This window comes from Nocardioides gansuensis (assembly GCF_003076135.1).
Lineage (GTDB): Bacteria > Actinomycetota > Actinomycetes > Propionibacteriales > Nocardioidaceae > Nocardioides > Nocardioides gansuensis.
In genome coordinates this window covers 368,449-382,101 of the sequence record NZ_QDGZ01000006.1, presented here as the reverse complement: position 1 = coordinate 382,101, position 13,653 = coordinate 368,449, and the positions used below count along the sequence as shown (strand labels likewise).

Sequence of the window (13,653 nt, the reverse complement as noted above, 5' to 3'; positions counted from 1 at the left end):
GCGATCGCGGAGCCCCTGGATTTGAAACCTGGATGTCTTCCCGAGGCGCCTCTCTCAACTTGCGTAGCCGGCTTCTACGAGGCGCCTCGCGGCGTTATTGCAGGCCGATGATCGCGATCCCAGGACCATTGATCGCTAGGGCCGGCCCCGACGCTCCTGATGACCCCGTCGATCTGGTTGCCGTTGTCTGCACCTCTGAATGTGTGATCGTGCGCATTGAAAATGGCCGGCCGACGTGAGTCACCGCTCGGTTCCGGTGGGCTTGCCGAGGTTGACGGCCAGCCACGTGGTCGGATCGACATTGTCCGGCCCGTAGATCGGCCCGTTCTTCAGGTGGACCTCGAAATGCAGGTGGCAGCCGCTGACGTTTCCGAGGGCGCCTACCTCACCGATCTGCTGACCGGGTTGGACGATCTGTCCCGGCGTGACGCGCAATGTCTGCATGTGCACATACCACGTGGTCAGGTGACGAGGCCCCGTGGTGACCTTGACCAGCCACTCCCCTGCCCAGCTCTGGCTGGTGTCGATCTCGATCGTGCCCGCGTGCGCCGCCAGGACCGGGGTGCCACAGGCGACGGAGAAGTCGGTGCCGGTGTGCCAGGCGCTCCAGTGGGCGCCGTGGCTCCCCCAGTTGTTCTGGTTGCTCGAGGCGAGGTGTGCTGGCACCGGATACACGACGGCTCCGCCGGAGGCGGCCAGCATGGTCGGATCGCAGGCGTGGGTGTTGCCGGAGATGCTGCCCAGGGGGGTCGCGGCACCGGCCGGGTCCCCGCCCAGCTGAATCTCGGCGGAGAGCATCCGGTGGTCGGAGTGGCGCAGACCGGTGGTCGCGTGCCTGACCGGGAGGGCACCTGCGGTGATGATGTAGTCGATGGTGGCGTTGAAGTGCGCGCCGCCGGTTGCCCATCCCCCGGCTGGCTCTCCGAGGACTCCGTAGGTCGTGCGGGCACCCGCGGCGGCGTACGAGTCCTCGAAGGCCTTCGCCTGGGCGGGCTGCCGGTGGGGGTACTGGATGTTGAGGTCGCCGCCGAACAGGACGGGGCCTTGTGTGCCGAGCTCGGCTGTCAGTGAGACGAGCCGGGTGCGGAACTCCGCATACAGACCCTCCCGCCCTGGCCCGCCCGGGGAAGCGTGCCCGGAGATCACTGAGACGATTGATCCGCTAGCGGCGGTCAGGGTCACCCAGTTGACGTAACGGGTGCCCCACTTCACATTCCGGTTGTGCATCAGCACGGTGCCCTTGCCGGCCAGGGTCCAGGTGTCGGTGCGCCACAGCACCGCGGTGTCGCGGGCGTCGCGGGGTCCGGCCGGGTGCCAGGCCTGGTAGCCATCGGGCTGCAGGTCGCCGGGCGAGCGGTGGTAGACCTCGTTGAGGGTCACGAAGTCGGGCCGGTCGGCCACCACCGCGCCGAGGTCCTCGCGGAACTGTGCCTGGTTCTTCCCGACGAACAGGTTGGCGTGATGCAGCCGCACCAACCCCGGAACGGCGCTTGTTGTGCCGTCGGTGGGGGGCGTGTTCACGGTGGCGGCGGATCCGCTGGTGCTCCACAGCTGCTCGGCGAGGTCGGTTGCCAGGGGCACCCACTGCTCGTACAGGCCGCGGTACTCCTCCGCGGGTCGCTGGACGTCGGCGGCCACTTCGGTGACCCTCCGGGTCTCCCAGCCGGGGACCTCGATCAAATGGTGCAGGAAGGTGGTGGTGGCGTAGGTGACGTCCCGGACCTGGTCGGGGGTGCCCCAGCCTTGGGACGGTCGCTGCTGGAGGAAGCCGAGGGAGTCGCGGTCGCCGTAGTCGAGGTTACGCAGCTGCGACTCCTGGAACCCGGTGGCGAGCACGATCACCGCCGCGTGCGGTTTGTCCGCGGTCGCCTCGAACGCGCGCACCGCGCGGACCGCCTCGGTGGCGACCTGCATCTGCTCGGCGTCGAGCTGGGTGTCGCCGACCTGTTCCCCGCCTGGCACCGAGATGGTGGTGCACGGATCTGTCGGGCGCTCGGCGCCGCTTCCGCCGACGAACGTGAGCAGCAGGAGGATCGGGACGGCTGTTACCAGCAGCAGCGGCGCCAGCTTGGTCGCGCGGCTCATCGGAGGGCTCCCGCTCGCAGGACCGGCTCAGGCGACGTCGATGGCGTCATTGGTCCAGGTGAGGCGCTTCTCCAGCGGGGTGAGCAGGGTCTGGACCTTGTATCGCTGGTCGCCGACCATCCACAGGGCGCGGCCCTTCTCCTGCATCGCCCACCCCGTGACGACGCCTTGCTGCAGGTCGCTCAGGCCCAGGAGGGCGCCGAGCTCGGCGGCGACGGCCTCGTCCTGGCCCATCAGGATGCGGACGTCGGAGAGGTTGAGGAGGTCCTTGGCGATCTGGGCCGCCTGACTGCCCTGGTCGCCGGCCGAGAGCGGGTCGGAGGGCTTGTGGTACGTGACCACCTGGATGTCGCCCTCCGTCCGCGACAGCCGCAGGTTGGCATCCAGGGCCATCACCGCCTCCAAGGACAGGCGGGTCTGCAGCCAGGCCTCGTCCCGCAGCACGATGCGGCGGTCGCCGGCGGCGGCGACCTCGCGCATCCCTTGACCCCAGGAGTTGAGACACATCAGGGCGATCCCGACGGCCACGTTGTTGCCGGTGTCGTGCAGGGAGCGCAGCGAGAGCGTCTGGATCGGCTCGCGCCAATCGGGGTGGAAGGTCGACTCGGTGTCGAACATGCCCTGCAGCGAGCCCTCGCATAGTGCACCGAGCGCGTCGCGCAGCTGGCGGGTGCCGTCGAAGAAGTCCTGTCTCGAGGAGTACCGGCAGTCGGCCACCAGCTCGCCGGACGGTGCATCCAGGGCGGCCCACACCTTGGGGATCGTCACCGGTGCGAGCCGGGAAGAACCGGCTGTCCAGCCGGTGAGGTGTCGCAGGACCTTGTTGATCACCCGTTCCTCGGTCGGGGTGAACGCGACCCCTTGGGAGCCGACCAGGCCGCGGATGAGGAACAGCCAGCGGTTGAACGTCACGGTTGCGCGCCGGTGTTGCTCTTCGCGGGTTTGGGTCTGCCAGTCGAGGCCGAGTGGGCCGAAGTCGAGGGGGTTGATCCTGCCGGGCAGACCGGGGCCGATGCGGAACGGCTCGACTCGAAGGAAGCGGGCGATGTCCTCGTACTCGTCCTTGACGTCCCCGAGGACCAGGGAGCGGTAGCCGTACCGGATCATCCGGAGCATGAACGCCTTGACCATCGCGGACTTGCCGCGGCCGGGCTTGCCGAAGATGAAGATGTTGGGATTGGTGACTGGAATGGTGTCATCGAGCACCCACCCCATGGGGTCGCAATAGAACTTGCCACCGGAGAGCACGTCGTAGCCCATTTCCGCTCCCCACGGCGGCAGCCCGTCCCCGGAGATCAGGGGCCACAGGACCGGGGTCTGCTCGGAGGTCATCTGGTAACCGGCCAACGGCGGAAGCGTCGCGGCCCAGCCGAGGCCCACCTTTCGGGTCCCGCGTGCCTTGACCGCCTTCGGGAAGAGCCGGTCGGCCGGGGGCTCGGCTGCCGGTGCAGCCCTGCGCGGCATCGTGGTGCCGAAGTCGGCCAGCAGGTCGTCGATCGTCCGTGCCGCCTTCGTCCCCGACGACCGGACGGCGCGGCGGCCCGACGTGGCGGTGGTCCTGGTCCCGGCCACGGTCACCACCTCGTCAACTCGGCGGGAGTGGTCGGCCCTGCGTCGGAGCCGGGCGCAGGGCTCGCGGGCGAGAACTCGTCCAGCTCGCGCGGCCGCCTTCCCCGGCCATCCGGCACGGATGTGTGCGTGGACATCGGCTCGCTCCTCCACCTGGTGGGCTCGATGAGGGGGACAGCAACAGCCAGCGCGGCGGATCGGACAACACCGTGACCGGGTCGGCGGTGACACGCTCACCCACAGCTCCCCTGCTGGATGGGGTCAGCGGCGCTTGGTCGGCAGCCCGGCACCTAGGGGGATGGTCGCCGCGGCGAACGCGGCGTCGTGGGCTCCGTCCAGCGGGAGCGGAACGAACCCGCACATGCGGATCGAGGCGTCCAGGCGGCGGCCGAAGTCCTGGGCGTTCCACGTCGAGGGCACCGTGATCGAGACCGCCGAGGAGACCCTGACCAGGGACCGTCCCCGCTCGAGTCGTTCGTCGCGTTGGCGCAGCTGGTCGACAGCGTGGCGGTCCTTGGCGCGTTCGACCCGGCCGACCTTGCGGCGCATCTCGGCCCCCATGGCCGCCGACATCTCCGCCCGGCTGGTGGACCTGTCGGCGGCCAGTTGGGAGACCGGTCGGTAGAACACCGTCAGCGAGCGCCGCTCGCCCGGCTGGGAGGGCACCAGGACCCGCGCCAGGGCGCCCATGCGGGAGCCCTTGCGGGGCAGCAGGATCGTGGAGGAGATCGACTCCCACTCGCCGTGCCGGTAGGAGCGCATCGCCGTGTGCGCGTACGTCGGGCCGGCAGCGGCGACCGGGACGCCGGTGGCGATCGACTCGTCGGTGAGGTGCTGGATGGCGGCATCGGCCAGCGCCGGGGCGTCGCCGGGCTCGAAGCCGGTGCGGATCGCCACCGCGAGGTCGGCGGTGTCCAGCCAGGTCACGCGCGTGCAGCCGATCGACCCGGTCAGGCGGGCCTCCACCTCGGCTAGGAGGGAGTAGAGGATGCGGGCGCGGCCGGCGACCCCGCGGCCGGCACGCTTGGCGTCCTTGCTGATCACGTCCTCGCGCACCACCACAGTGACGAGTGCCTCCCGTCGGACCGCGGCTCCGGCGGTCATGGTGTCGAGTTGGGCGTGGACGTGGCCGGAGACGTCCGGCTCCTCGCGTCGCGCGTTGAGGCGCACCCACTCGGCGCGTTCGGTGCCATCGTCGGGGACGGTGCGCACCTGCAGGGCGATCAGGTCGATCTGGTTCCCGGCGGTGGCGGCCTCGAACATCTCGGCCAGCCCGGCGCCCATCCGGAACCGGTCGTCCTCGTCGCTCATCCCGATGCCGGGATGCACGATCCGGGCCGTGGCTGCCCAGGTGCGGGTGCTGTGGTTCTGGATGATCGCTGGGCGCGCCGGGTGTCCCGTCATGGGCGGTCCGTCGTGAATCTCGATGCCGGACAGGATGCCGGGCAGGTCGGCCTCCCCCGCGTCGCCGTGGTCGTTGTGCCCGTCGCCGAGGTCGAGGTCGCCGGCGGCCGCCCTGGACTGGAACCGGGACCAGCCGAACGCGGCGCCGGCCAGGTGGCGGACCAAGACCCCGATCCACTGGCAGGCCGACCAGCCTCGGATGGGCAGGCAGATGAGGACCGTGACCAGCGCCCACAGCGGGACCAGCCCGAGCAGGTAGAGCCACTGGCCGACTGCCATCGCCATCCAGCAGGGAAAGGCGGCAGCCAGCACCATGAACACCTGGGGGCCGGTGAGGCCGAAGAACCAGCCTTGCCGGTCACGGGTGGCCGATGCTCCGTAGACGCTCATCCGAGGACCGCGCCATCTTCCACAGCCGCTTGGGCTTCGGGTGGGATGTCGTTGGCGACGCCGTCGTGGTCGGCATCCTTGACCGGGCGCCGCCGGCGCTGCTGCCGCTTCGTCCCGGTGGGGTGGTGGCTGGTGTCGTAGTAGCCCTGGCCCCCGATCCCGGACTGGCCGAGCACGTCGACGCCCATCGAGGCGCCGTACTGGGCGACCTTGCCGGTCGCGGTGATCGCGCCGCCGATCACGGTGCCGGCCACCGGCAGAGCATGCGCGGCCTTGGACTGGAACCGGTTGGCTGTCTCGGCGTCGGCAGAGCTCTCCGAGGCGGTGCGGCCGTCGGAGCCGGTCTGGGTGGCCGCACCGGAGCCTTCGCCTTGGGTTTGGCCCTGCTTACCCGAGAGCAGGCCGGCGACGCCGCCGTTGGCGTTCATCGTCGAGCGGAAGGAGGCGCCGGACGCGGTGCCGGGATCGACGAAGGCCAGGAGCCGGAACAGCGCCATCGGGGTGAAGCAGGCCACCAGCATGATCACCGCACCGACGACCGACAAGCCGATGTTGGAGGCCGTCGAGGAGACCTCGAAGGCCTGGCCGAGGAGCTCGTCCTGCTCCTTCTCGGCGCCGTCGGGGAAGCCGGCGTGAGCGATCTGCACCCCCAGCCCGAGGACCAGCGCCAGCAGCGGGGAGATCAGGCAGGCGGCGAGGAACCAGCGGATCGACTTCCACATCCACGACCTGATGCCTTCGCTCAACGCGCCGGCGGCCGCGATCGGCATGGTCGCGGTCAGAATCAGCAGGGCGGCGGCCCGCACCAGCATGATGACCAGGTAGCCGAACGAGGCGGGGATCAGCACGAAGATCGCCGTCACCCCCAAGGTGGCGGCCTCGACGGTGCCCGAGACGGTGTCGACCCAGCTGTCGGAGGCGGTGTAGCCGTTGAAGTCGTTGACGTCCAGCAGGGCATGCAGCAGGCCATGGGTCAGACCCGCGGTCGCGGCGATCAGCCCGCCGCAGACCACGACCCAGCACGACAGCACCGCCCCGTACTGGATGATGCCGACGACCAGGGTGCCGAAGCCGCGGCCGTCCTGACGCAGCACCGCCAACCCGATCTGGCCCAGACCCACGATCAGTGCCACGGCCAGGGAGACCCACAGCGTGATCCCGTAGAGGTGCTTGAGGTCGGGGTCCTGAACGTTGGGGGTGACGAACCTGTCGAGGATCTGGAACGACGTCTCCAGCAGCCACATGGCGGCCGACCACAACCCCATCATCATCGAGGTGAACCCCTCGGCGCCCACCTCCTTGGCCTTGTCGCCGAGCCAGTCCAGCGGGTTGAGGTCGATCATCGGCACGATCACCGCGGTGCTCGGGAGGCTCATGGCGCAGCCTCCAGCCACCGGTAGCCCGCATCGAAGGACGCCTGGGTGCCGGGCCACAGCGACGGAGCCGGGGCGGGCTCGTCGCCGGGACCGATGACCCAGCGGTCGCCGTCCCAGACCATCCGCTGGCAGTCGGCGGCAGCGATCCGTTCGGTGGTGCCTGCCTGGTGGGTGCTGATCACAAGGTCGACGCAGGGGACGACGAAGTCTGCTCCGACGGTGCCCTTGATGAACCCCATTGCGGGCTCGACGGTGACCGCCAGGTCGCCGGCGGCGTCGGCGGGCAGTCCCGCTGCCGAGAGCAGGGTGGCCACCGCCCGGACCCCGGACCAGGTGTGCGCAGTCGGGCCGCCGGGCTCGGACCAGCTGGTGATGACCGCCTGCGCGTTCTGCACCGAGGCCGAGCTGAGTGCGGTCTGGTCGATCGCGATCAGCTGCGCCAGGGCGCCTTCGGGGGTGTGGGGAAACCCGGTGGACACGTTCGCAGGCCCGATGGCGGAGGGCGTTGGGATGCGCAGGGTGCCGGTGGTCCCGGTGGAGAGGGGGCCGGGCTGGGCGTTCTCCAGCGGGGCCTGGGGCAGGGGCTGGTTGGCCAACCGGTCCTCGGCGGTCCCGGCCTGGGCCGGTGTGCCGGCAGCCGTCGTGGCGGTGGTGGCCGGGTCGGCTGGGTCGGGGCGCAGCAGACTGAGGACGGACCAGGCGCCGCCGCCGATCAGTAGCAGGACCACGACCACGGTGCCGAGGAGCAGAACCTGCAGCCTGGTGCGGGTCCACTCGGTGTGGGGGTCGACCGCCCAGGTCGCGAAACCGGTCAGGCGGGACACGTCAGCATCCGTTCCCGACGATGGCGTTGAGAACGCCGTAGATCGTCACGAACGCGATCGCGCCGAGGACGGTCCAGAACAGGCCCGAGGCCCCAATCTGTGCGGCCCGGCCCATGGAGCCGAGCTTGCCCACGACCAAGGCCCCGGTGGAGGCGAAGCCGGCGCCGATGATGATGGCGATGACGCCGTACTTGACCCAGCCGAGGACGTCGTTGACGTACCCGTCGACGCCCTGGGGTGCCTTCGCACAGACGTTGCTGATCGCGCCGACCTGCAAGGAGCCCGGGAGCTGGGTGAGGATCTCGGTGAGGACGTGGATGATCATCTGAACTTCCCTTTCCGTCTAGGCAGGGTCCGCACCGAGCGGCCCGGTGAGGGAGATCCGGTCCAGCAGCTGCCGGCCGGCGTGCATGAGCTGCTTGGGCAGCGGGTCGGGACCGAGACCGGGCCAGGTCCTGGCCGAGAGCCAGGGCACGAACACCACGGCGTTGTCCTCATGTAGCTGACGAAGCCGCCGCCCGGCGGCGGTGAACTCGGGGCCCGCCCAGCGGCTGGCGCCGACGACAACGAGGGCCACCTGGGCGTGGTCGAGTCCAGCCAGGACGGTCTCGGTCTGACTCAGCGCGAGTGTGTTGGCCCGGGTCACCAGGACCTCGAGGGCCGCCGGGATGGTGGTGACCCAGGATCGGGTGCCGCCCGTGGTGGCGGTGTCGAGCTCGCGGGCCGTCCAGCCGGTGTCGAGCACGGTCAGGTCGATGTCGGCAAGCTCGCGTGGGGCGGGGATCAGGCCCGGTGCCTGGACGGGGTCCTCGAGCCGGTCGAGCAGCACGGCCCTGCCTCGCCGTCCGCGCCGCCAACCATCGCCGGCGCCCAGCTCGATGGCCGAGGCCCCGAGGAGCCCGGACCAGGTTGGTGCGGCGGCGTCGAGGATCCGGGTCCGGTTCCCGGCTGCGTCGGCGGCATCGGCGAGCGCCAGGGTGATGGTCGAGGCGCCGGCACCGGCGTTGGCGGCCCAGACCCGCGCGATCGGGCCCAGCCCCGGCACCTTGGTCGGCGAACCGGTGACCTGGGCCTCGGACGAGGCTTGCGTGGCGCAGGATTTTGCGTCGGGCGCTCCGGCCGCGGTGGCGCTCGTCGCCGTGGGGGTGGGTTCTGCATCACCCGGTGCCGAGGTCGGAGGCCGACAGGCGAACTTCCCGGCGGCCAGGGCCGAGGCGGCCGCCCGGAGCTCCAGGGTGGAGTAGGCACGTACGCGCCGGGCGTCGGTGGTGGTGGCGAGGGCCGGGGCGGTGGGGGTGCTCATCGGGTCGGCTCGCTTCGTGTTGCCCTGAGCCGGACACCTTGACGCAGGACCTCGGCCGGGGTGTTGCGGAGCACGCCGCGCGCGACTTGCGCCTCCTTGGCGCCGGCGCGCAGCTGCGCCAGCAGGCACTCGAGGTCGCTGAGGGCATGGTGGAGGTCGTGCGCGGCGACCACCCCAAGTAGGTCGGCCACGACCTCGGGGGTGGGCCTAGGGTCGGGGGGCGCGCTGGGGGCTGGCTGGCTCATGCCTAGGACAGCAACGCTCCTGTGTCCGGATCGGACAGGGGGCGCAGGTGTGCTGCAGGAGCGTGCCACTACGCCTGCTCAGGCGGTCGCGGCCAGGTAGGCCGGGGCGGCGGCGCGTAGTCGCGCCACGGCGGCGTCGCGGCGGCGGCGGATCGTCCGCAGCCCCACCCCGCGCCGCTCGCCGAGGAGTCGCTGTGCGTCCTCGGTGGCGACTCCGTGGTTGGCCGCCGCGATCAGCTCCACCAGCAGCTCGACCTCGTCGGCTTCGATGACGCCGCCCTCCCGCGCCCAGGTCAGCACGTCCACCAGGTCGCGCACGGGGTCGTCTGCGGCCGACGCGGCGACGGCCCGGCCGTGGTCATGAACGTGGCCGGCGCCGAACCGCGAGGACGGCAGCGGTCCGCCCCAACCGAGCTGCTGATCAAGGGAGACTTCCGAGCGTCGCGCCGCGACCGTGGGCCGGGTCAGCCTCTGGCGGGCACGCTGCAACAGGTAGCGGGCGGCGAGGTTGCCCATCTGTGGCTCTGCCAGCTTGACCTCCTCCCAGACCGCCGTGCGCACGTCGTCGACTTCGCAGACGTCGCGCAGGGTGACGCCAAGTCGGACGATCCCCGGCCCGAGCAGGAGCACCACCGCCAGCGCCGCGTCGTCGTCGTCGCCGCCGCGTCGGGACCCGATCGAGGTCAAGGCGGCCACCACCGCGTAGGTGCGGGGATCACGCCGACGCTGCCAGGCGTCGACGGCGTCCTCGAGGCTGACCATCCCCTCGAGCCGGGGATCGGCCTCACACCAGCTCGACCACTTGCCGGTCCGGGCCAGGTCGCTGAACAGCACCTCGGCCAGCTGGCTCTGGCCGGACGTGCTCACCGGGGCAGGAGCCCGTGAGCCCGGGAGGGGCGGATAGGTGGCGGGAGCGCTGGCGGCGTTGATGGTGGACATGGCGGTCCTCCGGTGGAGAGGCGAGCAGGACGCGCCAACTGCAGGACCTGTCCCCCACCACGGCGCCCACCACGACGCCCACCACGTCGCCGTCGGGGGAACCAGGGCGCCCACCAGCCGGCCCACCACCGCAAAACCCGCAGGTCAAAGCCGTTTTTCCGGGCTCCCGCGAGGGCCAGGTCAGTTCAAGAAGTTCCTAGCGCCCGTTCCCGGGACACGGTTCGGCCCCGTCTCACACGGGTGAGACGGGGCCGAACGGTGGGGGCCGTGCAGGGTTCGGCGGCGGGCTCAGCCGGTCAGCCATCCGCGACGGTCGATGACCGCCTCGGTGCGCGGGGGCAGGTCCTCGTCGACCCGGTCGAGGATCCGGGAACGGACCAGTTCGTCGGCTGCCGCGCGGCCGCTGTCGGCCTCGGCGGCGGCCGCCAGATCGAGCCAGGCCACGTCGCTGTGCGGGTTGGCCCGGCGCGCGGCCTCGCAAGCCTGCCGGACGAGGTCGGTCCGGCCCTCTGCCACGGCCCGGGTGGCGAGCACGTGCGCGGTGTCGTGGATCGCGGCGACCAGGATCTGGTCGTGCCGCTGGCCCTCGAACAGCCAGCCATAGCCGCCTCGGCGAAGGTCGTCGAACGGTTCGCCCTGGACCAGCGAGAGTGCGGTCACCAGGTCCTCGAGGCTGTCGTCACCGCGCTTGTGGGCGCGGAACTTCAACCGCACCAGCAGGTCCGCGTCGACGAGTACGCCGCCCGGGCCCTTGTCGAGCTCATAAGTCGGTACACCTCGCCGGGCGCTCTCGGTCTTGCCCGCGTCCGGCAACCAGTCGCTGCCGTCGGGCCGGGTTCCCAGCAGCCTGCGGGCATCGATCGCCCGGTTCTGCACGGTCTTGACCGTCTTCCAGCCGCACGCCTCGGCGGCCCGCTCGCCGGTCACGCCGCGCTCACAGCAGGCCAGGTAGACGATGAGCTCGATCGTGCCGGCCAGGTTCGAGATGCCCTCCCGGGTCCCGGCGACGGCCGTCACGTCGACCGGCCCCAGCAGGTGCACCTTGGGTCGGATGGACGTCGAGTCGAACCAGTCGGCTAGGTCCTGGTCGAGCGTGGGGTCGATCGCCGCCAGCTCGGCCCGGGTCGACTCGGGAACACTGGGCCCAAGAGCCGCCAGGTTCTCAGGCGTCGTCGCGGCCGTGGCCAGATACACCACGTCCGGTGCGGGGAGAACCGAGGACGCGTCGTGCTCGTCGGTACGGCGAGGCTCGGTGAGCTCGTCGCGGAGCGACCCGTCCGCCTTGGCGTACCCGCCCAGCGGTCCGGTCTCCTCGGCGGTGACCGGCATCGGCTCGTCGGCCGTGTTGCGGGTCGAGGCGACCAGGGCGGCCATCGCGTCTGCTTCGGCCTGGGGCAGCGTAAGCGCCTGGACGCTGATCCCCCAGCGCGGCAGGAACGCCCTCCCGTCGTCCCTCAGCTCGAGCGCCGGTGAGGAGTCATCGCCGTGGATGACGACGACGCGGGACCGGTCGCGCCGCTGGAGCACCTCCACGAGGTCGGCGTCGGCTCGGCCGGGCACCACGACCACCACCGGTCCGGTGCTGTCGAGCAGGTGGTCGTTCCTGCGCCGGGTGAGCAGGTCGGCGCCCAGGTTGTGTTCGCTGGCAGTCGCGTCGCTGGTCAGCGCCGCGGCGCGGGTCATGGCCGTCTCCCGGTCGACCTGCCGCAGGCGGGCTGGGTTCAGGGGCACCAGCTCGGCACCAAACCCGCCGGCCAACAGGACCTCGGTCCCCTCCGCCCAGCCGTTCACGGCCAGCTCCGCCACCAGGAACCTGGTCAGGTCCGCCACCTGCTCGGCAGGTCCGGCCATCCCAACGACGCCCAGAAGTTCCAGGTCGAGCAGCCACGTGCGGTCGCCCTCGTCCTGGCCAATCGTCACCAGCGCCGGGTAGGGCGCGGGCTGGGTCAGCAGCTCGTCCTCGAGGAACGTCAACCGAGACAGCGTCCAGGCCCGGGCATCCTCGGTCGCGTTCCACCCCACCGGCACTCCGGCGGCGGGCTCGGCGAACAGCAGCGTCAACTCCTGCTGCCCGAGCACGGCGGCGCCCAACTGTGGCAAGGCTGCGCGGTTGGCCCGACACCAGGCGGCGGCATGCCGAAGCGCCCGGTCCAGGAACTCGACATCGTCTTGCGCCTGCCGCCCGTGTTCCACGACCGCCTGCTCGACGCCGACGAGCTCTGCTGGGGTGGACGCGATGGTGCACCCAGGTCGTCGCTGCCGGAACTGCCGCCGCCGGTTGCCCGCCACCAGGGCCAGCGCCCCTGCCGAGAGGCACAGCCCACTGGCGAGCAGGGCACGCAACAGCGAGAACCCGTCGTCGTCCTGCTCCTCCCCCGCGGCCTGGGCTGCGGTCGTGCCCGTGCTGGGCGGTTCGTCGACCGTACGTGGATCCGGCAGGCTCTCCGCCGGCGAGAACGGTGTGGGCTCCGTCGTGCCATGCGCCGGCTCGCGTCGCGCGCGGCTCCTTTGTTGGGTTTCGGGGGCACGCTCGTGGTCATCGACGGCGGGCCTTTGCCCGGGGATGGGAATGGTCCAGCCGGGAAGGATCAGGTCCGGGTCGGTCAGCCGTGCGCCGCCCGGCTGCACGACGTCGGCGGTGGACTCCACCAGGCGCGGGTAGGCGTTGGCGTCTCCGAGCTCCTCGAGCGCGATCTGCGAGAGGGTGTCGCCCTTCTCCACCACAACCTCGGGCAGCACCTCGGCGGCCGCCCGGCCGGCTGGCGCACCGGGGACGAGCAGCTCCCAGCCGGGCCTGATGTGGTCAGCGGCCGCGAATCGCGTCCCGTCGTTCATGACGCGGCCCTCGTTCAAGTCTGCGATCTCCGGCCATCGGTCGCCCTCCCCCAGGACTCGCTCGGCGATGGACCACAACGAGTCCAGTCGCATCACTGTCACCCGGCCTGCCGGCGCGTCAGGCCGCCGGTCGCCGCCGAGCCGCTCCGCACGGGCGGTCTGACTCCCTGCCGAGGTGTGCGTGCCGGCGGCAGCCCAAGGGTTGCTGCGCGCGTCGGTGGACGCGGCTCCAGTGGCTCTCCGGGCTGGCTCGTCGGGCCCGGTGTCACCGTGTGCGGCGACGTCCGCTGCGACCAGGGCCACCGGCGTCGAGACGGTGGCGACCACGATCGCCGTCAGCAAGCGCCGTGCGAGCTGCTGCTGCACCCCGAGTGTGAAGGGGGCTGGCAGCTGAACCCGATCGGCGGTCACCACGGCGGTCGCCTCGACCAGGACGCACACCATCAGCTGGGCCCACAGCACCCAAACCACGACCGCGAGCAGCCCGATGATGGCCCCGTCAGTCAGGGGTGCCGACCACGACAGGCCTTCGGCCGGCCACGGGTTCCCGATGAACCGCATCAGCGCCCACGGGGGCACCACGACCAACCCCACCAGGATGATCGCCGCAGCCGCGGCCTTGAGCAGTCGCATCCTCATCTTCTCCTCTGTGCTGCCGGGGTCTGTGCCGCACCCCGGCGGGG

Annotated in this window: 10 protein-coding genes; all 10 read right to left on the bottom strand. The window is 71.3% G+C overall.

All coding sequences use genetic code 11. The features are described from left to right. Positions 1-240: 240 nt before the first annotated feature. The 10 genes from DDE18_RS15745 to DDE18_RS15700 all read right to left on the bottom strand — a co-directional run bounded on the left by DDE18_RS15745 (position 241) and on the right by DDE18_RS15700 (position 13,603). On the bottom strand, positions 241-2,085 hold the full coding sequence (locus DDE18_RS15745; RefSeq protein ID WP_116573196.1) for a peptidoglycan DD-metalloendopeptidase family protein: 1,845 nt from the start codon (positions 2,083-2,085) through the stop codon (positions 241-243). Between the two features lie 27 nt (positions 2,086-2,112). Next, a complete protein-coding gene (locus tag DDE18_RS15740) occupies positions 2,113-3,657 on the bottom strand; it encodes an ATP-binding protein (RefSeq protein WP_245916745.1) in 1,545 nt (514 codons plus the stop codon). A gap of 258 nt (positions 3,658-3,915) precedes the next feature. Continuing rightward, entirely contained in the window at positions 3,916-5,448 is a 1,533-nt protein-coding gene (locus DDE18_RS15735) for an SCO6880 family protein (RefSeq protein WP_116573195.1), read from the bottom strand. Then, on the bottom strand, positions 5,445-6,824 hold the full coding sequence (locus DDE18_RS15730) for a TrbL/VirB6 family protein (RefSeq protein WP_116573194.1): 1,380 nt from the start codon (positions 6,822-6,824) through the stop codon (positions 5,445-5,447). Before DDE18_RS15730 ends, DDE18_RS15735 begins: the two co-directional genes overlap by 4 nt. Further along, on the bottom strand, positions 6,821-7,648 hold the full coding sequence (locus tag DDE18_RS15725; protein WP_245916743.1) for a hypothetical protein: 828 nt from the start codon (positions 7,646-7,648) through the stop codon (positions 6,821-6,823). Before DDE18_RS15725 ends, DDE18_RS15730 begins: the two co-directional genes overlap by 4 nt. A gap of 1 nt (position 7,649) precedes the next feature. Next, complete coding sequence (locus tag DDE18_RS15720) at positions 7,650-7,973, bottom strand: hypothetical protein (RefSeq protein WP_116573193.1); 324 nt, start codon at positions 7,971-7,973, stop codon at positions 7,650-7,652. A gap of 18 nt (positions 7,974-7,991) precedes the next feature. Continuing rightward, complete coding sequence (locus DDE18_RS15715) at positions 7,992-8,951, bottom strand: hypothetical protein (RefSeq protein WP_116573192.1); 960 nt, start codon at positions 8,949-8,951, stop codon at positions 7,992-7,994. Then, positions 8,948-9,196, bottom strand: a complete 249-nt coding sequence (locus DDE18_RS15710; RefSeq protein WP_116573191.1) for a hypothetical protein — start codon at positions 9,194-9,196, stop codon at positions 8,948-8,950. Before DDE18_RS15710 ends, DDE18_RS15715 begins: the two co-directional genes overlap by 4 nt. Before the next feature lie 78 nt (positions 9,197-9,274). After that, entirely contained in the window at positions 9,275-10,135 is an 861-nt protein-coding gene (locus DDE18_RS15705) for a hypothetical protein (RefSeq protein ID WP_116573190.1), read from the bottom strand. 288 nt (positions 10,136-10,423) lie between these two features. Next, positions 10,424-13,603 (bottom strand): LysM peptidoglycan-binding domain-containing protein, encoded by a 3,180-nt coding sequence (locus tag DDE18_RS15700; protein ID WP_211754573.1) that lies wholly within the window; start codon positions 13,601-13,603, stop codon positions 10,424-10,426. Positions 13,604-13,653: the final 50 nt, after the last annotated feature.

Bases quoted from the DNA above. Each gene is read 5' to 3' on its own strand.
- DDE18_RS15745 (WP_116573196.1), bottom strand. From the start codon at position 2,085: ATGAGCCGCGCGACCAAGCTGGCGCCGCTGCTGCTGGTAACAGCCGTC.
- DDE18_RS15735 (WP_116573195.1), bottom strand. From the start codon at position 5,448: ATGAGCGTCTACGGAGCATCGGCCACCCGTGACCGGCAAGGCTGGTTC.
- DDE18_RS15730 (WP_116573194.1), bottom strand. From the start codon at position 6,824: ATGAGCCTCCCGAGCACCGCGGTGATCGTGCCGATGATCGACCTCAAC.
- DDE18_RS15720 (WP_116573193.1), bottom strand. From the start codon at position 7,973: ATGATCATCCACGTCCTCACCGAGATCCTCACCCAGCTCCCGGGCTCC.
- DDE18_RS15715 (WP_116573192.1), bottom strand. From the start codon at position 8,951: ATGAGCACCCCCACCGCCCCGGCCCTCGCCACCACCACCGACGCCCGG.
- DDE18_RS15710 (WP_116573191.1), bottom strand. From the start codon at position 9,196: ATGAGCCAGCCAGCCCCCAGCGCGCCCCCCGACCCTAGGCCCACCCCC.
- DDE18_RS15705 (WP_116573190.1), bottom strand. From the start codon at position 10,135: ATGTCCACCATCAACGCCGCCAGCGCTCCCGCCACCTATCCGCCCCTC.
- DDE18_RS15700 (WP_211754573.1), bottom strand. From the start codon at position 13,603: ATGCGACTGCTCAAGGCCGCGGCTGCGGCGATCATCCTGGTGGGGTTG.